Source organism: Melioribacter sulfuriphilus (assembly GCF_052656625.1).
Map to the genome: position 1 here is coordinate 332,629 of NZ_JBQXXK010000002.1, position 23,826 is coordinate 356,454.

17 protein-coding genes are annotated in these 23,826 nt (G+C 36.4%); 11 read left to right on the forward strand and 6 right to left on the reverse strand.

The annotated features are described in order from the left end of the window. Window positions 1-62: 62 nt before the first annotated feature. The 4 genes from ACUN8G_RS03365 to ACUN8G_RS03380 form a co-directional block, all read right to left on the reverse strand. Window positions 63-3,689, reverse strand: a complete 3,627-nt coding sequence (locus tag ACUN8G_RS03365) for a glycoside hydrolase family 2 TIM barrel-domain containing protein (RefSeq protein WP_437345711.1) — start codon at window positions 3,687-3,689, stop codon at window positions 63-65. A gap of 120 nt (window positions 3,690-3,809) precedes the next feature. Continuing rightward, on the reverse strand, window positions 3,810-4,934 hold the full coding sequence (locus ACUN8G_RS03370; protein WP_437345712.1) for an SIR2 family protein: 1,125 nt from the start codon (window positions 4,932-4,934) through the stop codon (window positions 3,810-3,812). Window positions 4,935-4,952: 18 nt separating this feature from the next. Further along, window positions 4,953-5,936, reverse strand: coding sequence for an aldo/keto reductase (locus ACUN8G_RS03375; protein ID WP_437345713.1), 984 nt, complete (start codon window positions 5,934-5,936; stop codon window positions 4,953-4,955). Between the two features lie 14 nt (window positions 5,937-5,950). Continuing rightward, the gene (locus ACUN8G_RS03380; RefSeq protein WP_437345714.1) at window positions 5,951-6,694 is read right to left on the reverse strand and encodes an SDR family NAD(P)-dependent oxidoreductase; all 744 of its coding nucleotides are present in this window, start codon (window positions 6,692-6,694) and stop codon (window positions 5,951-5,953) included. 657 nt (window positions 6,695-7,351) lie between these two features. Between ACUN8G_RS03380 and ACUN8G_RS03385 the strand changes: the two genes are divergently transcribed. Beyond that, on the forward strand, window positions 7,352-8,041 hold the full coding sequence (locus ACUN8G_RS03385) for a DUF2461 domain-containing protein (protein WP_437345715.1): 690 nt from the start codon (window positions 7,352-7,354) through the stop codon (window positions 8,039-8,041). Between the two features lie 37 nt (window positions 8,042-8,078). Here the strand turns inward: ACUN8G_RS03385 and clpB are convergent, their stop codons facing one another. After that, window positions 8,079-10,697 carry an ATP-dependent chaperone ClpB gene (clpB, locus tag ACUN8G_RS03390; RefSeq protein ID WP_437345716.1) on the reverse strand — a complete coding sequence of 873 codons (2,619 nt, stop codon included), beginning with the start codon at window positions 10,695-10,697 and terminating at the stop codon, window positions 8,079-8,081. A 198-nt stretch (window positions 10,698-10,895) separates the two neighbouring features. On the opposite strand from clpB, the gene mnmE reads away from it, so the two are divergent. From mnmE to rsmG, 3 genes are all read left to right on the forward strand, one after another. Beyond that, the gene (gene mnmE, locus ACUN8G_RS03395; RefSeq protein ID WP_437345717.1) at window positions 10,896-12,263 is read left to right on the forward strand and encodes a tRNA uridine-5-carboxymethylaminomethyl(34) synthesis GTPase MnmE; all 1,368 of its coding nucleotides are present in this window, start codon (window positions 10,896-10,898) and stop codon (window positions 12,261-12,263) included. A gap of 78 nt (window positions 12,264-12,341) precedes the next feature. Further along, entirely contained in the window at window positions 12,342-14,225 is a 1,884-nt protein-coding gene (gene mnmG, locus ACUN8G_RS03400; RefSeq protein ID WP_437345718.1) for a tRNA uridine-5-carboxymethylaminomethyl(34) synthesis enzyme MnmG, read from the forward strand. A gap of 8 nt (window positions 14,226-14,233) precedes the next feature. After that, window positions 14,234-14,920: a 16S rRNA (guanine(527)-N(7))-methyltransferase RsmG gene (rsmG, locus tag ACUN8G_RS03405; RefSeq protein ID WP_437345719.1), complete on the forward strand. Its 687-nt coding sequence runs from the start codon at window positions 14,234-14,236 to the stop codon at window positions 14,918-14,920. A gap of 224 nt (window positions 14,921-15,144) precedes the next feature. Here rsmG and ACUN8G_RS03410 read toward each other — a convergent pair whose 3' ends face one another. Then, window positions 15,145-16,614 carry an RtcB family protein gene (locus tag ACUN8G_RS03410; RefSeq protein ID WP_437345720.1) on the reverse strand — a complete coding sequence of 490 codons (1,470 nt, stop codon included), beginning with the start codon at window positions 16,612-16,614 and terminating at the stop codon, window positions 15,145-15,147. Window positions 16,615-16,732: 118 nt separating this feature from the next. Here ACUN8G_RS03410 and ACUN8G_RS03415 point away from each other — a divergent pair, with 118 nt between their 5' ends. From ACUN8G_RS03415 to ACUN8G_RS03445, 7 genes are all read left to right on the forward strand, one after another. Then, the gene (locus ACUN8G_RS03415; protein ID WP_437345721.1) at window positions 16,733-17,098 is read left to right on the forward strand and encodes a YraN family protein; all 366 of its coding nucleotides are present in this window, start codon (window positions 16,733-16,735) and stop codon (window positions 17,096-17,098) included. Window positions 17,099-17,824: 726 nt separating this feature from the next. Continuing rightward, window positions 17,825-19,129, forward strand: a complete 1,305-nt coding sequence (locus tag ACUN8G_RS03420) for a S41 family peptidase (protein ID WP_437345722.1) — start codon at window positions 17,825-17,827, stop codon at window positions 19,127-19,129. A 224-nt stretch (window positions 19,130-19,353) separates the two neighbouring features. After that, the gene (locus tag ACUN8G_RS03425; protein WP_437345723.1) at window positions 19,354-19,911 is read left to right on the forward strand and encodes a GNAT family N-acetyltransferase; all 558 of its coding nucleotides are present in this window, start codon (window positions 19,354-19,356) and stop codon (window positions 19,909-19,911) included. A 148-nt stretch (window positions 19,912-20,059) separates the two neighbouring features. Continuing rightward, window positions 20,060-20,533, forward strand: coding sequence for a class I SAM-dependent methyltransferase (locus ACUN8G_RS03430; protein ID WP_437345789.1), 474 nt, complete (start codon window positions 20,060-20,062; stop codon window positions 20,531-20,533). Beyond that, window positions 20,523-21,359 (forward strand): CPBP family intramembrane glutamic endopeptidase, encoded by an 837-nt coding sequence (locus ACUN8G_RS03435; protein WP_437345724.1) that lies wholly within the window; start codon window positions 20,523-20,525, stop codon window positions 21,357-21,359. The genes ACUN8G_RS03430 and ACUN8G_RS03435 overlap by 11 nt, the downstream gene beginning before the upstream one ends. A gap of 71 nt (window positions 21,360-21,430) precedes the next feature. Then, window positions 21,431-22,063: a class I SAM-dependent methyltransferase gene (locus tag ACUN8G_RS03440; RefSeq protein WP_437345725.1), complete on the forward strand. Its 633-nt coding sequence runs from the start codon at window positions 21,431-21,433 to the stop codon at window positions 22,061-22,063. 49 nt (window positions 22,064-22,112) lie between these two features. Beyond that, the gene (locus tag ACUN8G_RS03445; RefSeq protein WP_437345726.1) at window positions 22,113-23,630 is read left to right on the forward strand and encodes a M1 family metallopeptidase; all 1,518 of its coding nucleotides are present in this window, start codon (window positions 22,113-22,115) and stop codon (window positions 23,628-23,630) included. Window positions 23,631-23,826: the final 196 nt, after the last annotated feature.

Genomic DNA, 23,826 nt, shown 5'->3' on the forward strand with positions numbered 1-23,826 from the left:
TTTTTGTCAAGCATTTTATTTAAACTTCTTGATTTTTTTTACTTTTTCCCGGCTTTTACTACCTATTCAACTTTAATTAATAACCTCCCTCTATAATTTTCCGGATAAACCCTGTATTCAGGCATTACCGGATTGGGAGTATCACCCACAGAAACAGGCTTATAATCGATTCTTATACGATAAGTATCGCCCTTCCTGAGTTGATACAAATATTTAGCTCGATCTAAATTTGTGTACGGCACAGCAGAAATTGCTATCGATTCACTGGAAATTATTTTAACCAAACCATCTTCGGACTTTAATTCGAACCATTTTACATCTGAAAAATTGCCATATTCTTGAGGTTCTAAATACGGCTGGAATATTTCTGAAATTCTTAACTGATGTTCACCTAAACGTTGTCCCGTTTTTCGATCACCATAGTTTTCGTGTGGACCTCTTCCATAAAAAGATAATTGATCAAAAAGATTCGGAATTTCAAACTTGAGTCCAACTGCAGGCAACCAAGAAACGTCGAACCTACCCAAAGGTATAACTTTATGCTCCATCAATAACGTACCATTACCATTAATTTTATATTTGAAATGGTTTTCAACTAAGTCGTAACTATATGAAAATCGGGTGTATGTTACAGCTTCGATTGTTAACTCTGTTTCATCATCACTTGTCTTTATACTAACATTGTCGAGATGATTTGAATATTCATCTAAACCCATTCGATACCAGTCTTCTGCCTCTGCTTTTCCCCAAAACGATTTTTCATTTGAAATCGGTGCCCTCCATATATTAAATCCTAATTGGGACACAACTATTTGCCCCTTATTCTTTATATCAATATTTCCGGTGGCTTTGTCAAAAATAAACTGATTATTGCCCGCAGTTATTACAACTTTTTCTTCTTTATTTTTATAATTGACTTTTTCGACAGAAGACATGTTAAAATATTTTTCGAGCTCACTTTCTTTTTCGTTAAGAATAAATTGCTCAAAAGTAACCTCGAATCCTTTATCGGCATAAAAAGTTTTTTCTTTCATTCGACACGAAATTTCCAGAATGTAGTCAGATTCAGGACTTATTCCCTCCAATGGGATTTCAAATATTTCCTCCTGCTGTGGTGGAACATCCAGTTTAAGATTTCCATTCTTTATTACTCTATTATCCTTGTATAATATCCATTCAGTATCAAATTGATTTAGATTTGTAAAGCCATATTTGTTAACAACACGGAATACTCCTCTTTTTGCATCGATAGCATAAAAGCGAATTGGCGACATACTTTTTTTTGCCTGCCATAATTCGGGCTGAGGTTTTCTATCGGCGGTAATCATTCCGTTTATGCAGAAATGACTTATTCCATACGTAAGATATTCTTTATCCCCGTCGATTATTTCATCGAACTTAAGCCAGAGGAGCTGCTTTCCTTCCGACGAAATTTTTACGTCGTCATAGACATAATTTGAAATCCATCCCAAATGCTGGTCAGTATGCTTAAATGCATCCCTGCCGATATTAACTGGATAGTGGTTATTTCTGATTTCACTCTTATAACTTTTTTCGGCACTCAATTTACCGTCGATGTACAGCTTCATTGATAGTCCATCATAGGATGCTTTTAGGTTATGCCACTTATGATACCAGTCTGCAGGCACTTTTGCCTTCAGCACATTTTTGTAATCATTAATATAAAATGCAATTGTATCGGCACTCAATTGCATTAAGCCATATTGCATTGCCTTGGTAACAAACGGATTTTCGGAATAAAAATGACGCGGCATCAATGTAACATCAATTTGAAGGTCTTTTCCCTTCAAGTCCAGAATCGGATCATTATAAACCTCCACCCAATCGTCGAGACCGCTTAGTTCGAGAGCGCTATCGTTTTGTCCTTTGAGTAATTTTGGCCTTCCCATTATTCCGCACTGGATATTATTACCCGAATAATCTTTTACATATTTAGACTTTACATACAAGCCCTGGTCAACCCAATCCCACACAAATCCACCCTGCAATGCGGGAACCTGATAGATAGTTTCCCAGAACTCATCAAAATTGCCCAAACTATTACCCATAGCGTGAGCATATTCACCCATCACAACCGGCTTGCTGCTTTTTTGCCCTATAATTCGCAAACTGGCGGGAGTAGGATAACGGGGACCGATTATATCCACATAAGGGGCTTCGCCGTCGGGCCAGTTTGATTGGTGCATTAAAAAGCGCGAAGGATCGAATTTTTTTATAAATTCTGCCATTGCATAGTGCGGTTTGTCCAGTCCACATTCATTTCCTGTACTCCAGATAACGACGCTCGGATGATTTTTATCTCGATGAACCATAGCAAGAAATCGGTCCATAAATGCATCGAAATAATCTTCGCGTGATGGGAAGATATTTTCTGTATAATGACATTCGGCATTTACTTCGTCCATTAATAAAATACCATACTCATCACACAGGTCGTACCAATCAGGAGAATTTGGATAATGACTGGTTCGTACGGCGTTGAAGTTAAATTGTTTGAGAAGTTTTATGTCCTCAATCATATTATGACGTGGAATTGCACGTCCTTTGTATGGATCGTGCTCGTGTCTATTGGTACCGCGAAAATAGACTGGCATACCATTCAGCAATGCAATGCCATCTTTAATCTCGAGTTTTCTAAATCCTATTCTTTTACTTGTAATCTCAATCTGATTGCCTTTGACATCCAATAACTCAATAACTAATGTATATAAATAAGGATTTTCATCCGACCATTTGTAAGGATTTTCAACATTCGTTGTAAGATTAATATTTAACTGAGTATCGACGGTATAATTTTCGGACTGATTTTTAAGAATGACTTTCCGGTACCGGTCATAAAGCGAATACCGAATAGAAAAATTATTCTCCATCCCTGTATAGTTTTTGACCAATAAATCGATGTTTAGTACAGCATCTTTATAATCTTTGTCCAAGTCTGTTTTAATAAAGATATCGCGTATGTTTAATTTAGGTTTGGCATAAATAAAGACATCTCTGTAAATGCCAGAAAATCTAAACATATCCTGGTCTTCAAGGTACGACCCGTCGCACCATCTCAATACTTTGACTGCCAATACGTTTTTGCCTTTCGATACTTTATCTGTTATATCAAATTCAGCAGGCGTCATACCGTCCTCATGGTAACCCAGATATTTATCGTTTAGCCAGAAGAAAGCCGCCGATTTAACTCCTTCAAAGCGCAAGTATAATTTTTTGTTATTCAGCCATTCATCTGGTAAATCAAAGCTACGTTTATAAAGACCAGTTGGATTAATACTGTCGGGCACATTAGGTGGATCGTAAGGTTCGAATTCCATTGGTACATTACGATACATTAGATATCCAAAGCCTTCGGTTTGCCAGTTAGATGGGACATTAATATCGTCCCAGTCAGAGCAGTTATAATTTTTTTTATAGAAATCATTCGGAGCAGACTGTGGATTAATGAACCATTTAAATTTCCAGATGCCATTGAGGTTTAAAATTAAATTCGAATTTTCTTTGTAATACTTGAGAGCCGATTCAACATTATTAAAAGGAATAACCAGCGCTGCATGCGGTTCAGTATTTTCGTAGAAGCGGCGAGGATTCTCGATATAATCGTTAATTGAAATTTGAGCTGAAAGAGAAAAGAGAGGAAGTAACAAGAAAAGAAGAATTCTGTTCATATTAATCCTCATTAATTATAATGTAAAAAAACATAAAGGGGTGAACTCATTTATGCAAACGTTTGCAATCTACACTTTTCAGTGTTTTTTGTCAAGTTAAATTTTGCGGTTACTTGTTGGTTATAATTCCAAAAACTTTCCCTCTTCGACCAATTCTTCAAAGGTTAAATTGATAAATCGTACTTTCTCGCCCAAAGACATGTAATTCAACTGCAACGATTCTCTCTTTTTGGGGTTAATTACCACCAATTCCACCCCCGCTTTGATATTCTTTTTTAATAATGCTTTAATATGCAAATCACTTTCAGAAAGCGAATAACCAATAAAAATTATTTTCCGAGCTGCTCTTATTTCCTTAGAGGCCTCAACTAATAATTGCGATATTACCGGATGATGCAGCGACTTTAAATAAGAGGGCGGCATTATTAACGTTTCGAAATCGGTTCCATCTATCGGGCACCGATATTCATATTCAATTTTGTCGGGATGTGTATAACCCAAAAATTTACCCCTGTTCAAATCGATTTTTCGATCCCAGGTTGTCAATAATGTTTGATTACAGCAACTGCAATATTTCCAGTTAAGACTCCCGTGCAATTTTATAACTTTAAATGCTTTTGGCTCTATCGATTCACCCAACAAAAGTGGTTCCCGCGGATTAATCCAGTAATGATACTCCTTTAACTCCGGAATTTTTTCGTAATTCATAAAGTGCATACAATAGTCAAGATAGTAATTCTTATTTAAAAAGGATTCGTTCTTGTCATTCTTTTCAAATGATTGTTCAAGCAGGGTATCGTAATTCAAAGTTATTATAGAAGAATTCGGATAGTTACGGATTATGTTTTTCCAGAAGAGATGATAATAGTGACTCTTTTTATCTGTATTAAGATTAACTATGTAATGAATCAGCTTGATTAGATATTCGCGTATTTCTCTAATTCGTGCGACATTATATTTACTGCTCAAACTTTCATTATGTTGAATAAAATAATCGATAAATCCAAAAACCGCCTCAAGACGCGGATAAAGATTGAGTTCCCTGTCGTACCGAAAATTTTCTTCAATAAATTCAATTACAACTTTTCCGATCGTTGAATTCCGGATCTCTTCAAGCGAGGGATTTAATATTTGAGGCAGCAATTCTTTTTGCAAAGGGACACCGTCGGGATTCGAAGCTCCCGCTCCCAATACAAATACTACATCCCTCTCTGGTGGATACTTAATAAATTTTTCCACTTGCATAGTGGGTTTTCCTTATGGCTACCAGCGATGATGGACATAATTATAAATATACTTTTTATAAATCTCTTTTACTTTCGACATTGTCTCATCTGTAAGGGGCGGAAAGTCTCCTGCTGTAAAATTATCTTCTGCCTGAGTTTCGTTTTTCGCTCCTGGAATTGCACAGCTAACAGCATCGTTCATTAATATCCATCTCAATGCAAATTGAGCCATCGACATTCCTGGTGGACAGATCGATTTTAATTCTTCTACGGCTTTGAGTCCAATTTCGTAATCGATACCCGCAAAAGTTTCACCTCTGTCAAAAGCTTCGCCGTGACGATTAAAAGCTCTGTGGTCATCGGGTTCAAATTTAGAATCGGGCTTCATTTTACCGGTTAAAAGTCCAGAAGCCAGCGGTACTCGAGCCAGAATTCCAACTTTTCTTTTTTTGGCCAGTTCGAAAAAGATCTCTGCAGGTCTTTGTCTGAACATATTATAAATTATTTGAACAGACTGAACGTTCGGATATTCAATTGCTTTGATTGCTTCCTCCACCTTTTCTACACTAACTCCGTAATATTTTATTTTTCCCTCTTTTACCAGTTCGTCCAGTATATCGATGACTTCGGGCATATAATAAACTGGAGTTGGCGGACAGTGAAGTTGTAATAAATCTATCGAATCGGTTTCTAAATTTTTAAGACTTCTTTCTACGAATGAAGTCAAGTTTTTACGGTTGTATCCTTCCGCAGTATGTGGTTCGAGACGCCTGCCTGCTTTGGTTGCAATATAAATTTTGTCTTTATATTCCTTTCTGAGTCTGGCAAGCAATCGTTCGCTACGACCGTCGCCATACACATCGGCTGTGTCGAAAAAATTAACGCCTAATTCGACAGCTTTGTGAAGAGCTTTAATCGAATCGTTATCATCGACTTTGCCCCACGAGCCGCCAATTGCCCAGGCGCCAAAGCTTACTTCAGATACTTTCCATCCAGTGCGTCCGAGTTCTCTGTATTTCATATTTCCCCCATTAATTAACCAAGTTTTATTTTTGTGGCAAGAAATTCATAAATGCTCGACGGCAAAATACCGACAATTTTTGACATTATTACTGTCGGCATAGGAAATTGAATTATTCTCTTTTCTTTTTCAATACCTTTAAGAATTATTTCCGCAGCTTTTTCGGGTGTCATAAGAAATGGCATTTTAAATCCATTTTTGTCGGTCATTGGAGTTTTCACAAAGCCGGGTTTAATAGTAATTACTTTTATGCCGTATGGTTTCAGTTCGACTCTCAAGCCTTCCAGCATAATAGTGGCTGCGGCTTTGCTGGCACAATAGAATCCACTACCAGAATAACCACGGTTATCCGCAAGACTCGACACCCCAGCAATTACTCCTTCTCTCCTCTTCAAAAAATGGGGCAATAGTTTTTCAATCCAATAGATCATACCGAGCAGATTAACCGAAAAAGTTTCTTCAGCATATTTGGAATTATAATTTTCGACATCCATTCTGTGTCCAACGCCGGAATTCAAAACAGCCACATCAATCCTACCAAATTTTTCAAGAGCAACTTTATAAGCTTCGTCCACCTCTTCTTTCCTAGTGACATCACATTTTAACTTGATGATTCTTATTCCACTCAAATTGATACGTTCGATATTTCGGGAGCAGAGAACGAGATTACACTTTTCAAATGACAGTTTTGTAGCAAGAGCCTCGCCGATTCCGCTCGAAGCTCCTGTAATAAGAATTGTTTTATTTTCGAATGTCATACAATTTTTTAACGAAAGATAAGAATTTGACAGGATATTATTCGGCAAAAAACTACCAATCCTTCAAAATTCACATTAGTTGCAGAGCTTAATCTACAACCACTTATCTATCAAATAACTTTCGAATTTCTTTAAATAAAAACGATTAGTCCAACTGAACAGAATTTTGAAATTAAATAGATTAAGAGCTAATACATATACTACGAGATATATTAAAACCAAGCAATATCAAATCTGTACTATCGCAATCGGGTAAACGATCAGAATTACCTTCCTTTAATTGGCTCATCAATTTTTTTCTTATTATAAAATTAAACTGATTACCGTAGTCGACGACTAACCTGTTAAAGATCATTCTGTCAGTCAAATTTCAAAATGATCTGAGAATACAATTTTACGACTAGATTTAAATTATGTGTAATATCGTAAGAACTGCGTGTTATAGTTCTGTAATCCATCCATTTGCTTTTAGTATCGATATAACCATAAGAAATAAAACTTCATTGGTCATTAATAAAATTCCAGTGTAAAAATTATGTTTATTTTCATTAAATAAACTGAATAATTATTTGTAAATTGTTTTACCGAATGAATGAAAAATGGGATTGATTCACTATTCATTCTTAGAAGGACAGAAAAGAAGGCGGAGCATTAGATATGACAGATATTAACTACATGAGTAAATTTCCGACGGCGCCACTCGCATTTCTGAAAAAACTAAAAAAGAACAACAATCGTAACTGGTTCGAAGAACATCGACGAGAGTACGAAGAAGATTTTCTTAAACCCGCTCAGGCTTTTGTTGAAATTATGTCGATGCATTTAATAGAAATCAAGCCGTCATTCCAGGCAGTCCCCAAAATCGACAAATCGATTTTCAGAATTCACAGAGACGTCCGTTTTAGTAAAGATAAAAAACCGTATAAAACCAATCTCGGTATTTTATTCTGGGAAGGTAAAGGAAAAAAAATAGAATCGAGCGGGCTCTACTTTCACGTCGATCCGGAATCCTTTTTCATAGCCGTAGGAATCTACGAATTCACGAAAGAGCAACTGAAAAGATACAGAGATGTAGTTGCAGTTGAAACCAATGCAAGGCAATTGAACAAAATTTTGAGTAGCATCAAAAAGAAAGGATATACTATCGGCGGCAAAAGTTATAAGCAGGTTCCAAGAGGATACGATAAGAATTATAAATTTTCCGAATTATTGCTTTACGGAAGTATTTATGCTTTTTACGAGGAGGACGTAAATTTCCTCGATGGAAAAGATCCTGTTAAGTTAAGTATAAATACATTAATCGATTTGTTGCCGCTTCATAACTGGCTGATTGAAAATATATGTTAAAAAAAAAGACGGACATTTTTTGTCCGTCTTTTTTAGTTTACTTCTTCGAAAAACTTAAGTGACCTCTCTCGTCATATCTTACAATTATTGTATCACCGTTTTCATAGTTATTCATCAACAATTCGCTTGCAAGTGGATTTACCAGATATTTTTGAATAGTCCGTTTTAATGGGCGAGCGCCGTATGTAACATCGTATCCATGGTTGACTAAAAATTCTTTTGCTTCTTCTTCTACTTCCAGCATCAATCCTTTTTCTGACAATAGCTTTCCAACTCGTTGCAATTGAATATCGACAATTTGATTGATTTCGCTTTTCAGCAAAGGTTTGAAAAGAACAACTTCGTCAATACGATTCAGGAACTCAGGACGTATTGCTCTGCGTAATAATTCAGTTAACGAAACTCGTAAATCGCCCATTATATTTTCGAAATTATCTTCGTTAATTTCACTCAGCTTTTCTTGAATCAGATGCGAGCCGAGATTCGAGGTCATTATAATGATTGTATTTTTGAAATCAACTGTTCTGCCTTTATTGTCGGTCAAACGACCATCGTCCAGAACTTGCAACAATACGTTGAACACATCCGAATGAGCTTTTTCAATTTCGTCGAGCAATACAACTGAATATGGTCTTCTTCTGACGGCTTCCGTTAACTGACCACCTTCTTCGTAACCCACATATCCTGGAGGAGCTCCAATTAGTCTGGAGACAGAATGCTTTTCCATATATTCGCTCATGTCGATACGTATCATAGCATGTTCGTCGTTAAAAAGGAATTCAGCAAGAGCACGTGCAAGTTCGGTCTTACCTACACCCGTTGTACCGATAAAGATAAATGAACCAATCGGTCGATTTGGGTCTTGTAATCCCGCTCTTGACCTTCTAATAGCATTTGCCACAGCGGCAACTGCATCATCTTGACCGACGACACGTTTGTGGAGTTCTTCTTCGAGTCGCAATAATTTAGAACGTTCGCTTTCGAGCATTCGGCTAACTGGAATGCCTGTCCATTTAGCTACGATTTCAGCTACGTCCTCGGCATCTACTTCTTCTTTTAACATTTTCGTGTCAGATTGAATCTTGGTAAGTTCTTCAGTTTCTTTTTTAAGTTTTCTTTCGAGTTCATTAATAACGCCGTATCTGATTTCTGCAACTTTACCGAGGTCGCCTTCTCGTTCGTATCTTTCGGCATCAGCTTTTGCCTTTTCGATTTCGCTTTTCATAGTACGAATTTTCTGAATCTTTTCCTTCTCAAGCATCCAGTGGCTTTTTAGTCTATCGCGTTCTTCAGTCAATTCATTTAATTCTTTTTGAAGCTCTTCCAGGCGAGAAGCTGATTCGGGGTCTTTTTCGCGTTTTAAGGCTTCGCGTTCAATTTCAAGCTGTTTAATTTTTCTTTCGAGTGCATCCAACTCTTCGGGCATCGAGTCAATTTCGATGCGGAGTTTCGATGCGGCTTCATCGATAAGATCAATTGCTTTGTCGGGTAAAAAACGGTCTGTGATATATCTGTTTGACAATTGAACGGCTGCAACTATTGCACCGTCTGTAATTCTAACGCCATGGTGCACTTCATATCGTTCTTTCAATCCTCTCAAAATTGAGATAGCATCTTCTTCATTAGGTTCAGAGACATAGACGGGCTGGAAACGTCTTTCGAGTGCTGCATCTTTTTCGATATACTTTCTGTACTCGTCGAGAGTGGTGGCACCAATCGCATGAAGTTCACCGCGTGCAAGCGCTGGTTTCAAGATATTCGCAGCATCCATTGCGCCTTCGGTTCTACCGGCTCCAACAAGCTGATGAATCTCGTCGATAAAAAGAATAATTTCGCCGTTTGAATTCTGAACCTCTTTAACGACTGCTTTGAGGCGTTCCTCAAACTGACCTCTGTATTGAGCACCCGCAACTAGTGCACCCATATCGAGAGCCACAATTCTTTTGGAACGAAGGGTTTCCGGTACGTCGCCCGATACAATTCGATGAGCAATTCCTTCGGCAATGGCAGTTTTACCCACACCGGGTTCTCCAATTAAAACTGGATTGTTTTTAGTCCTGCGCGAAAGTACCTGGAGTACACGACGAATTTCTTCGTCCCTTCCAATTACGGGGTCGAGTTTATTTGTACGCGCTAATTCATTTAAATCACGTCCATACTTCTTCAGCGCTTGATATGTATCTTCCGGATTTTGAGATGTAACTCTCTGATTGCCGCGTATTTCTTTTAAAGCGGCAAGAATAACATTTTTATTTACACCGTTACTGTTGAGTAATTTTCCTACGGCACCTTTGTCTTCACTAAGTGCAATTAAAATGTGTTCGTTGGATACATATTCGTCTTTCAATCTATTAGCTTCTTCGACTGCCTGGTCAAATACTCTTGCAGTATTCATCGACAGCTGTTGATTACCGAGCCCAGCTCCCGTCACCTTTGGTAACCTTTCGAGCAATTCAGCAGTCTTTATTTTTAGCTTGTCGATACTGCCCCCCACTTTTTGAATTATTGACGAGGCAACACCAGAACCGTCCTGTAATATTGCGGCAAGTATATGTTCAGGTTCTACTATCTGATTATTATAGTTTTGCGCTATTTCAAGAGAGTTCTGTATCGTCTCCTGCGCCTTGATTGTAAATTTGTTAAAATTATATGCCATTTTTACTACCTTATTTTTTTTGCCCTTATAAAAATCATTTAAATAAAAGTTTCAAAATAAATAATTATATTATCAATTATTATTATAATAATTAATAATATTTATTTTTTTATCGATATTTCATTCCAGTACTAATAAAATTGACTATCGAATGTGAGATAATTATCATAATTTTGCAATATTTATTTTTATTAAAATATGACACATACAATATCAACAAATGAAGATACAATTACAGCGATAGCAACTCCACCTGGTATAGGAGCCATAGCTGTAATTAGAGTAAGTGGACCGGATACATTTTCTAAGGTCGATTTGATATTCAGAGGTAGAAAAAAAATTTCCGAGTGCAACACGCATACAATTCATTATGGCAGCATAGTCGATTCAAACGGCGAAGTAATCGATGATGTTCTCGTATCTGTATTCAGAGCACCGAATTCATACACTGGCGAAGATTCTGTTGAGATTAGTATCCACGGTAGTCAACTAATCGCCGAAAAGATAATTAGTTTGCTTGTTGAACACGGAATAAGAATTGCAGAACCAGGAGAATTTACCAAGCGTGCTTTTTTAAATGGTAGAATCGACTTAGCTCAGGCAGAAGCCGTTGCCGATGTAATTAATTCCCGTTCAGAGGCCTCGCTCAGAGGTGCACGTAACCAGCTCGACGGCTTACTCTCCAGAAAAATTGATACTCTAAGAGAAAAGCTAATCAACACTTCATCCCTCATCGAACTCGAACTCGATTTTGCCGAAGAGGATATCGAATTGCTGCCGGTTAATAAAATCATCAAGAACATCGAAGAAATTGAAAATGAAATCGATGAACTTCTCAAGTCGTTCCGATTCGGAAAAGTAATTCGAGATGGAATTAACGTTGCGCTTGTAGGTAAACCGAATGTCGGCAAGTCTTCGCTCCTGAATTATCTATTGAAAGAAGCGCGTGCAATTGTAAGCGAAATTCCAGGTACTACACGCGACATTATTAAAGAAGAAGTTACAATTGAAGGGATTCTTTTCAAATTGTATGATACGGCAGGAATCCGTTTTACAGATGATATAATTGAAAAAGAAGGTGTCGAAAGAAGCCGTAAAGCTGTAGTTGACGCCGATGTAGTTCTTTTTCTCAACGATTCAACGCATGGTTTCGACATCGACATTTATAGTGAATTGATCAAACTTCAACGGGAAGAGAGAATATTAAAAGTGGCAAACAAAATTGACTTAAAACCAGTAGTTGAGAACATTTTTGACGTTGGAATTTCTGCAAAAACAGGCGAAGGGATAGAAGCTCTTTTCAAGAAATTGAAGGACAAGGCACTTGGAAGTGGAACTTATACAGAGAAATCTGCCGTTGTAACAAATTTGCGTCACTACAATGCACTGAAAAAAGCCAAAGAGCATCTAATAGCTGCAAAGAATTCGATTAATGAAGGATTAAGCGGCGAGTTTTTGGCAGTCGACTTGAGAAATGCCGAGAATTCGCTCGGCGAAATCATTGGCAAAGTAACAACGGATGACATACTCAACAATATATTTGCAAAATTTTGTATCGGAAAGTGAGGTTTCACGTGAAACCGAAGTTTGAGAAAAGGTAATTTTCAAGTTCGCTGTTTCACGTGAAACGGAAAGGAAAGAAGTATGAAAAGTTACGATTTAATTGTTGTAGGCGGCGGACATGCAGGGATAGAAGGAGCTGTTGCCGCCGCGAAAATGGGCTGCTCTGTGGCTGTAATTACGATGGACAAAAACGCATTTGGCCGAATGTCCTGCAATCCTGCCATCGGTGGTAGCGCAAAAGGACATCTTGTACACGAGATCGACGCACTCGGTGGAGTTATGGGAATAATTGCCGATCGCACTGGAATTCAGTTCAGAACATTGAATAAATCGAAAGGTCCAGCTGTATGGGCAGGTCGAAGTCAGAATGATCGCTCGCTCTATACAGCAGAGGCATCACGTCTGGTTCAGTCAACTCAAAATATCGAAATTATTGAAGATTCCGTCGTTGAAGCTTTTGAAGAAAATAGAAAAATTAAAGGAGTAAAAACTGCCAGAGGCATTGAATATGGATGTAAAGCCCTGATCGTTTGTTCTGGTACGTTTTTGAATGGATTGATGTATACTGGATTGGAATCATTTAAAGGTGGACGATATGGCGAGCCGCCGGCAGTAGGCTTGACCGAATCACTTACTAAAATGGGTTTCGAAGCAGGACGCCTAAAAACTGGCACTCCCCCCCGCCTTAAAAAGGATTCAATTAATTGGAAAATACTGGAGGAACAACCTGGCGACAATCCACCTCAACCTTTTTCGTTAAGAACTCCACTGGATGAATTTCCTTACCAGCCTCAACTCAGTTGTTATATAACCTATACTGATACAGAAGTTCATAAAATTTTGGAAAAGGGTTTTGAACGTTCCCCCCTTTTCACTGGAATAATTAAAGGAAAAGGTCCAAGGTATTGCCCTTCAATCGAGGATAAAATTTATCGTTTTTCTGATAAAGAACGACATCAACTTTTCCTCGAGCCGGAAGGTCTCGATTCTGATCTTATTTATATTAACGGTTTCTCGACTTCATTGCCAGAAGAAATTCAACTCGAAGCCCTACGTAAAATTAAAGGGCTGGAAGAAGTTGAAATGGTGCGACCTGGATACGCAGTCGAATACGATTTCTTTCCTCCCTATCAGGTTGATTTAACTCTCGAAACTAAATTGATAGAAGGACTCTACTTTGCCGGACAAATTAATGGCACGTCCGGTTACGAAGAGGCGGCTGCTCAGGGTTTAATTGCCGGAATCAATGCCGCATTAAAAATTCAAGGTAGACCCGAATTCGTCCTAAAACGAAGCGAAGCTTATATCGGTGTATTGATTGATGACCTCGTGGATAAATCGACCGACGAGCCCTACCGAATGTTCACTTCAAGAGCTGAACATCGACTTATTCTCCGTCAGGATAATGCAGATAGGAGGCTGTTGAAATACGGATATCAATTCGGTCTAATACCTGAAGATTTATATAAGGATTTACAGGAGCGGGAAATATTAATTACAAAAGCTAAAGATTTCCTTTCGAACACAAAAATTCATCCCGACGAAATCAATCACTTACTCGAAAACACTGGTTCTTCTCCACTGAACAATTCCGAACAAATTGCCAAAGTTTTGAAACGACCGGAAGTTAAATTAGAAGATTTGTTGAAGCAGCTATTATCCAATCATAGTGAAAACAAGTTGGTCAAAGATCTACTAAACGACGTCAAAGCACTTCTTCAGGTAGAAATCGAAATTAAATATGAAGGATATATTCAACGCCAATTCGAATTAATCGAAAAGATGGAGAAAATGGAAGACCTGCTAATACCTTCTAATTTTAATTATAATAATTTGAAAGCAATATCTGCCGAAGGTCGTGAAAAGTTGAACAGAGTGCGTCCCCGTTCGATTGGTCAGGCGTCTCGAATTTCGGGTGTTTCCCCTTCGGATATTTCCGTTTTATTAGTATATTTGAAAGGCTAAATTTTGAGGTGTTTTTGGATTTACTGGAACAATACCTGAAAGAACTAAAAACATTATTCTGGGAAAACAATATTGTACCCGACGAATATCAGCTGGAAAGACTTGCTCGATTTGCTGAATTGGTTGTAGAAAAAAATTCGAAAGTAAATTTAATCTCCAGAAAAGACACGCAGAACATTATCGAGAATCATGTTTTTATTTCATCTTTTATTTCTGAGTTTATACCCAAAAAAGTAACAAGATTTATTGATATCGGAACCGGCGGTGGATTTCCCGGAATACCGCTTGCCATAACCCGCCCTCTTTTAAAAGGCGTCCTTGTCGATTCAACTGCAAAAAAAATTGATGCTGTTAAAGAATTTATTGACAAGCTTAAACTCACCAATCTAACCGCTGAAAACTATCGCGTGGAAGACGAGGAATTCATTCAAAAATACCACGACGCTTTCGATATGGTTATCAGTCGTGCAACAGTTCCTTTAATCATTCTCTTCCAGTACGCCCTTCCATTAATTAAAGAAAAGGCTTATTTAGTTTCGATAAAGGGCGGAGATTTATCAGAAGAACTAAAAACAGCCACTACCAAATACAAAGCTTATATTAAAAAAGATACTATCTTTGAACTTGCATACAAACCGACCAACTGCCGTAATGAAAAAGGGAAAAAACTGATTATTATTGAGATTTCTAAATAATAGAAAATTTAATACGATTTACATTCTGGCTACCAATGCATAAACCATCTAAATTCATTTTCCCCTACTAACTGCATAATCATTAATTTCTTAGGTTAAATGTGAAAAAGTGGATAAAAAAATTTTAATTTCTGTACACTGAAAAAAATACACTACTGAAGAATTGACTTGTTTTTTACGGAATATCTTTCAAACTGATTTTTTAAGAAATAAGAGTTAATCTTTCATCCTTTAATTACACCTACTGGTTTAAGTCGAGCTACCTTTTTGCTTATGCCAGCACTATGAATAATTTCTACAACTTCCGAAACATCTTTATAAGCATCTGGCATTTCTTCTGCGATCGTTTTTTTACCTTTAGCCTGAACAGTAATCCCCTTCTGCTTTAATTCGTGAATGATGTCTTTTCCCTTTGCAGACTGAAGTGCTTTATGGCGACTTTGCAGTCTTCCTGCACCGTGACACGAACTTCCGAAAGTTTCATTCATTGCCGATTCCAAACCGGCAAGTACGAACGAATAGCGTCCCATATCACCTGGAATTAAGACGGGCTGGCCAACGTTTTTATATTTTTCGGGTATGAATTTACTTCCTGGAGGAAAAGCTCGGGTTGCACCTTTTCGATGCACACAAACCTTCTTCAATTTTTTCTTGCCATTTTTTTCTGTAATTATATGTTCTTCAATCTTTGCAATATTATGGCAGACGTCGTAGACCAGGCTGAATCCCAGTTCATTTTTGGAAATCGAGAAAGTCTTAAGAAAAGTCTCCTTTGCAAGGTGCATAATGATTTGCCTATTATTCCATGCAAAATTGGCTGCAGCTTTCATTGCATTAAAATAGTCTACTCCTTCTTGCGATTTAATTGGAGCGCACGCAAGTTGTTTATCGGGTAAATTAAAGCCGTATTTCTTTTCTGAATTCAGGAGCAATTTCAGATAATCATCACAAACCTGATAGCCAAGTCCTCGGGAACCAGTATGAATTAAGACTACAATCTGATTTTTGAATAAACCGAATTGATGGGCAATATTATCGTCATAAATTTCAGTAACAACATCAATTTCGAGGAAATGATTTCCTGAACCGAGAGTTCCTGCCTGATCGGTTCCTCTTTCAATTGCTCTACTGCTTACGGCGTCGGGATCGGCTCCGTCAAGCTTTCCGTTTTCTTCAGTAAAATTTAGATCTTCTTCAGATCCATATCCATTCTCGACAGCCCAATGCGAACCGTTTATCAAAATTTTTTTGATCTCTTTTTCGGATAACTTTCGTATAGCACCACTTGCACCGACTCCCGTTGGTATTGCTCTGAACAGATTTTCAATTAATTGCGGAATTTTATTGTGTACTTCATCGTAATTGAGATTTGTACGTGCAAGTCGAACACCGCAATTAATATCATAACCGACTCCACCCGGAGAAATAACCCCTTCGTTTAAGTCAGTTGCTGCAACCCCTCCAATAGGAAATCCATACCCCCAGTGAATATCTGGCATTGCAATGCTATACATTTGAATTCCGGGAAGATGTGCAACATTAATCACCTGACGAATCGCTTCGTCTTTGCTTATTTGAGTCAGCAGCATATTTTCTGTGGTATAAATTCTGCCAGGTACAAGCATTCTTTCCTGCGCAGGTATTTCCCATAAATAGTCGTGTATTTTTTCAATTTCATAATCCCCGATTTTCATCTTAAGCCTCATTTAAATTTATTCTTCCCAGATGAATATACAATTCTTTCGCTTATTCATAAAGTGATGAATTATTCCATTTAATAATTTATCTTTATAATGAAAATGAAGAAGCACAATGAGTGGCAACTTCAATAAACGCAAAATAGGGAATCTGGGCGAAGAGATTGCATGCAATTATCTGATCAATTGCGGTATGGAGATTATCGAAAGAAATTATCACTACGGACATGGTGAAATCGATATAATCTGTAAGGAGAATGAAACCATTGTTTTTGTGGAAGTTAAATATAGAAAATCATTCAAATACGGTGACCCGGAACTGGCAATTACAAAAAGCAAACAAAGGCAAATTCGTAAAATTGCCGAAGCTTATCTCTATGAAAAAAATATTTTCGATGTTCCCTGCAGAATTGATGTAATTACAATTCTACATGAAAGTGGAAAAGAACCCGTGCTTAATCACTTTAAAGATGCCTTTTGATTTGAATAAACTTCTTCTCCTACTTAATAACAGCTGATTGCTCTCTCACAACCAAATTTGTCATCAGTTTGTTTTCGTAAAAGGAAAGAATGTTTTGCGACTGTCTAATTATTATCACTTTTAAAGTAACCAGGCAGAAATTTCCACGAATAAATTATATAGCTTTTTTGGTGCTTATGTATCTCTGAATAAAGAGCCTTTTATTTGTAGATCTATTATCGACAGTTATATCAGCCTTTTAGATAATCAATTATTAGTTTCTATTTATTCCTGCATTAATTCCAGCTGCCATCTGACTCAATTTTTATGCACAGCAATTAACCATAATAAAAGTAGCAGCAAAATTTTTAACTTATTCCCCTGTTCATCGGATCTTAGTTTATGTAACTTTTTTACTCTACTGCAAGTCATAATTGGGTATAAAATAAACGTTCTTTTAATAAGTAATTTCAAACACAAAAACCAATGCTATCTCCTTCGATGTGTATACTTATCTAATCTACCACCAAATAAATGCATTAGAAGCCGAAGAATAAATCATCTTCTGCATTTATGTAGGGGATCTAAAGTTTAAGTATATACTTACTTGCAATATTTTCAATGGAAGATGGTAAAACTTAGAATTAATCTGGAGTCACATTAAATCAAGAGTGTAGTTCCTGAAGAAAATACGGGATTTTTATGCGTTGACTCATATTATTTTAAATTTACTCAACGGAGGATAAAGTGAAAAAGTTTAGACTATTAATTTTATTGCACATCGTCCTATCTTCGATTGTGTTTGCTCAACTTGAAAATACGCTCTCAAGAGAGGACAAATTGAATGGACTGTCAAAGATATGGATGGAAGTTACATATAATTTTGCTTTCTTTCATCATGTACCTGATTTGAACTGGGATAGTACCTACAAAGCTTTTATACCAAAAGTATTAGAAACAAAAAGTGACTGGGATTACTATTTAGAATTACAAAAATTCATGGCGCTCTTAAAAGATGCTCACACCCGTCTTTTTCCGCCAGTTGCTTTACGAAAAAAATATTATGGGACTGCAACCAAACAAATTTTGACCCGCCTGATAGAAGGAAAAGTAATCATCACAAAAGTAATATCTGACTCACTTCGACAAAAAGGATTAAAAGAAGGAATGGAAATAGTAGCAATCAACAATACAAATGTTTTTGACTACGTCGAAAAAAATGTGGCACCTTATGTATTTGCATCTACTATACAGGACCTCAATTTGCAAAAATATGGTCATTTTTTGTTGAATGGTAGCGTTACAAAACCAATACAAATTGATGTAAAAGATTTCAGAGGCAAAATTAAAACATACTACATAAACCGCGAACCCTGGATTTTAGAAGAACAACTTTTTAGTGGAAAACAGTGGGATTTTGAAATACTGAACAATAATATTGGTTATTTAAAAACATATAATTTTATTTCGAGTGAACAATTTCAAACAAAATTCGATTCCCTATACAAAATAATTTTAACAACCGATGGATTAATTATTGATGTACGAAACAATATTGGTGGTTCGACACAAGTAGCTCATTATATTTTAAGACATTTTACACAAAAACCATTTAAATCGGTAAATTGGAGAACACCCAAAAATATCTCAGCAAATCGATCATGGGGTAAAAAAATTGAATGGTTAAATGTAGAGGGAAATTTTGTATATCCACACACGGACAAAACAATATACACGAAACCTCTAATTGTATTAGCGGATGAAAGTACATTTTCTGCAGCTGAAGATTTTTGTGTAGCGTTTCTAACAATGGAGCGGGGTAAATTGATTGGTCGCAAAACTGCAGGAAGCTCGGGTAGTCCACTATTAATTAATTTGCCCGGAGAAGCTTTTGCCTCAATATGTACAAAGGAAGATTTTTTCCCGGACGGTAGAGAATTTGTCGGCATCGGCATCTTGCCTGATATCGAAGTAAAGACTACAGTCAATGATATTATAGAAAATAAAGATGCCACGCTGGAAATGGCAATAAAAGAAATAATAAATGAATAGTCTTTTTTCAATTTATAGAAAAAAAGTTTCGCAAAGATTTGTAATTTTTTGTCGGTGTACCACCAGCAGCTTCTATAAAAGTAAGCAAATAAAGATTTAACAGAGCCATTTAAAATGGGAAAATTTATAAAAAATAATCTTTTTATTGAGTTTTCTCAGGATTTGTTCGTTATCAGATATGAATAGTACAAACTAACGTCCCGAAGAGAAAGGGAAATCATAATATGGATGAGTTAGAATTACAGCTGCCAGCATTAGAGCATAAAACAGCAGCAGAAAAATTCAAAAGTGAATTTTTTGAAAACAAGGAATATGTTATAAATGGAAGTGCTTTGTTTGACCGGATGGAATATGAAGAGTGGCTGATACATAATACAAATAATCGCCATGAAAGTACTGTAAATCCTGGCTGGGTAACGGCAACCACATTTTTTGCTGTCAGAAAAAGTGACTTAAAAATTATAGGAATGATTGATATCAGGCATAATCTTGAAAATGATTTTCTGGCAAAGTATGGTGGTCATATAGGTTATTCAGTTTGTCCGAGCGAAAGGAGAAAGGGGTATGCGACAGAAATCTTAAGAATGGGAATTGAATATGCAAAATCCTTGCATATTAAAAAACTAATGCTTGCATGTTTTTCGGATAATATTGCATCTATTAAAACAATTGTAAAAAATGGTGGAGTGTTGACTGAAACAAAAATATATACGGACGACCAACAGGTAAATATGCCTGACTCAAAAGGGAAACTTGTAAATATTTACTGGATTGACTTATGAGTTTTTAATTATAAAAAAAATAAAAAGGAGCGAGCGTAGATATACTAATATGAAAAAGAGTTTTGCAACAAAAGGTGTTTTTCCTCACCAATGAGCTTTTACACTGCTTTTTCCTTTAAGAAATATTTTTCTATCGCCGGAAAAATTAATTAAAAGGCTTGATGTAAAGGAAAACTATAAAGTATTGGAAGTAGTACCGGGTCCGGGTTATTTCAGTATTCCTGTTGCAAGAAAACTAAAAAGCGGTAAACTTTATCTTGCCGACATTCAATCTGAAATGCTGGATTATGCAAAAAAACGATTCGAAAAAAGAAAGATGAAAAATGTAGAATACTATTTGTGTAATGGAAAGACATTTGATTTCAGCGATGATTTCTTTGATGTTATTTATTTAATTACCGTATTAGGAGAAGTTGAAAATAAGGATGCGTACATCAAGGAGTTTTATCGAATGTTAAAAAGAGATGGAATAGTTTCGATTTCTGAACTTGCCGGGGATCCCGATAAGATGAGTATCGAAGAATTAGTTGCTCTCTTTGAAAAGCATAATTTTTATGTTGATGCTCAGTATGGAAACAAAAGAAATTTCACAATAAATTTTAAGAGGAAAAATGGAAAATAAAATTATTGAAAAGTACAACCGGCCGGTTTTCTTTTACGGCCTATCATTGTTAATCCCATGGATTTTATGGTTTGCAGCAGCCTATATCAGCCATATGCCAGAAAGAAATAACCTGTTACTTTTTGCCCAGGCAGGATTGTCCATACTTGGTTTACTGGCTCCGGTATTTGTAGCAGCTTATTTATTTTTATCGAATAAAGAGCTATACAACGACCTGAAAAACAGAATGTTCAGCCAAAAAGGGTTCAGTCCGATATATACTGTGTCAGCTTTTATATTGATTTTTCTATCAATGGTTGCAGCGCAGTTCATATCCCTTGTGTTTGGACATAGCCTCGACCAGTTTCACATTTCAGGTTCACCGAGTTTTACCTCTGCAATATTTTCACCATGGTTCATTCTGCTTTTTGCACCTATTGTTGAAGAATTAGCCTGGCACTCTTATGGCACTGATACATTGCGCAGGAGGTTCAATTTATTTAACACTTCGATTATATTTTCTTTATACTGGGTTTTATGGCATGTGCCTCTTTCCTTTATCAGTGGCTACTATCACAGTAATGTTGTAGCTCAAGGCGTATTGTATTCGTTAAATTTTGTATTCAGCCTGTTTGTATTTGTAATTTTAATGAACTGGCTGTATTATAAAACAAATCGCAATATTTTAGTAGCCGTAATATTTCACTGCTCGGCAAATGTAACGAATGAAATTTTTGCCACTCACCCCGATAGCAAAGTCATTCAAACAGTATTGCTGCTCATTATTGCTATCATAGTTTTAATTAAAGAAAGAGAGATGTTCTTCAGAAAGGATGTAATAAAGTAATAAATCAATCAAGCTATGATAATAAATTAATTTTTTTGGAAAAATATTTAGTTTAATCTGGGAATTCGAAGATGAATAATCCATGGGAAAAGATAGACTTAAATATTTATGAGACTCATATGTCATCAAAAAATGTGTTTCAACTTCAAACACTGAATAAGATTACGAAGGAACAGCTAACAGATTATGATAACTCTTTTATAACCATTCTTGGCATAGCAGGTGGGAATGGACTTGAGCATATAGATTGTGCAAGAACAAAAAAAGTCTATGGTATCGATGTCAATAAAGACTATTTAAAGGCCTGCAGAGAGAGGTATCCGAATCTTAATGAGATTCTGGAGTTGATTCATTGTGACCTCACAAAAGATGATGTCATTTTGCCTGAATCGGATGTTTTGATTTGTAATTTGATAGTTGAATACATTGGAGAAAAAAAATTTGCTAAACTCATTCAAAGAAACAGGAAAAATGTAAAGGTTATTTCTTGTACTATCCAAATCAATGATGGGAACGGTTTTGTGAGCCGTTCCGAAGTTCAGTCTGCTTTTGATTGTTTATCAGAGATTCACAATGATATTGATAAAAATGAACTTGTAAAGGAGCTTGCGGCCATTAACTTCGCCTGTATCAAAGAAATTAATCACCCACTTCCAAACGGTAAACGTTTAATGAGAATCGATTTTCGGAATAATGATGGATAATAGATTCAAAATATATTTTGATTTGCCAGGATTCGTTAAGGAGTAAAGTATGATCCGCAAATTATTCATTTTCACTTTTATTAGCTTTGTCTCGACAGTTTTTGCCCGGAGTAATTCTTACGATATTAAACAGTATGATTTGTATATTCAGCCCGACTTTGTAAACAAAAGCCTTTTCATCTCCACAACGATTCGTGTGAATAATCCGGCACTTCAGGATACTTTTTATTTCGGGCTTAACGATCGTTATGAGATGCCAACGGTCAGATCAAATACATCACCGGTTTCTGTACAAAGAGAAAATGGATGGATTATTGTCGTCTTGCAAAGGCCCGCTAAAAATGTCACTCTTGTAATAGAAACAAAAGGAATAATCGGGAAAAGTGATAGCGAGAACAGGCAGGTAATAACAGATTCGAGCCTTTTTTTACTCTGGTCAGATAGATTTTACCCTATTGATTTTACCCACTGGGCAAAGGTCAAAACCACAATTTTACTTCCTGATAATTTTCTTGCAATTGCTCCAGGAAAACTGATTAGCACAAGAAAAAATGGTAAAATGATTGAGCATACATTTTTAACAACTAATCCTACGGTATGCTTCTCAGTCTTCGCAGATTCAAGATGGATTATGTCGAAAAGGAAAATCAACGGGATAACGATGCAGACGCTCCTTTATCCGGAAAGTCAAAAATTTTTGGAGCAGATTTTTAGTACGAGTAGCGAAATATTAAAATTCTATTCAGAAACTTATTGTGCTTATCCCTTCGACCAGTTCAGTTTTATTACTCTCGATAGCATTTATGCAAGACGAGCGTTTCCGGGATTTGTTGGATATAATCCCGGCTATCTGAAAAAAGAATTCACAACAACTGGATTTGATGCACACGAAACTGCACTTTTGTGGTGGTTCTATACCATGCGGGGCGAAGGGCCGGGGAGTTTTCAATGGACAGAAGGTTTTGGAGACTATGCAGAATTTCTCTATAATGAAAAATATCAAAAACCAATACCAGGAATTTTCCGTTATTTCCGTGAAAAATATCTGTCAATGCCTTCACAGGAAGATGTATTTTACTACGACCTTACAGGAAATACCCCGCAACAGATTGTTCATGGTAAATATCCCTGGCTTATGCATCTTATCCGTTATAGAGTAGGCGACGAGAAATTCAGAGAAGCGATGAAACTGATTTTTAAGAAATTTCGATTTCGAACATTTACCATGGAAGAGTTCATCGGTGTTTTGGAAGCAGGATGTGGACAAAAGCTTCAATGGTGGAAACAGGATTGGCTGGAAAGAAAAGGTGTGCCTTCAATTACATTCAAATCGGAAATTTTATCAAGCGACAGTTTATACATTATCAAATGTATTTTTACACAAGTCGCAAACCTTTATTATTTACCTATCGAAATAAGAATTGAAACTGAAAAGGGGCCTGAGATAAAAAAAGTGAATATCAGTGAAAGACAGGCAATTTTTACTTTTGAATCTCGTGAAAAACCTACTAATATAACGATTGATCCAAATAACTGGCTTCTAATGAAAATAATCGAGTTGAACTGAGTATTAATAATCTTTTAATCTGACTTTATTGTGGCAAACAAATTATGTAGAGGATTTATATAAATTCTGAGTTGAAAGGAATAAAAAGGGCACACAAGATTTTGTGATTTAAGCTAACATAAAAATCATAAGAAATAGGAAAAGTTTCACTAAATTAGAATATGCAATCTACCTTAAAAAAGCGACAACAAACTAT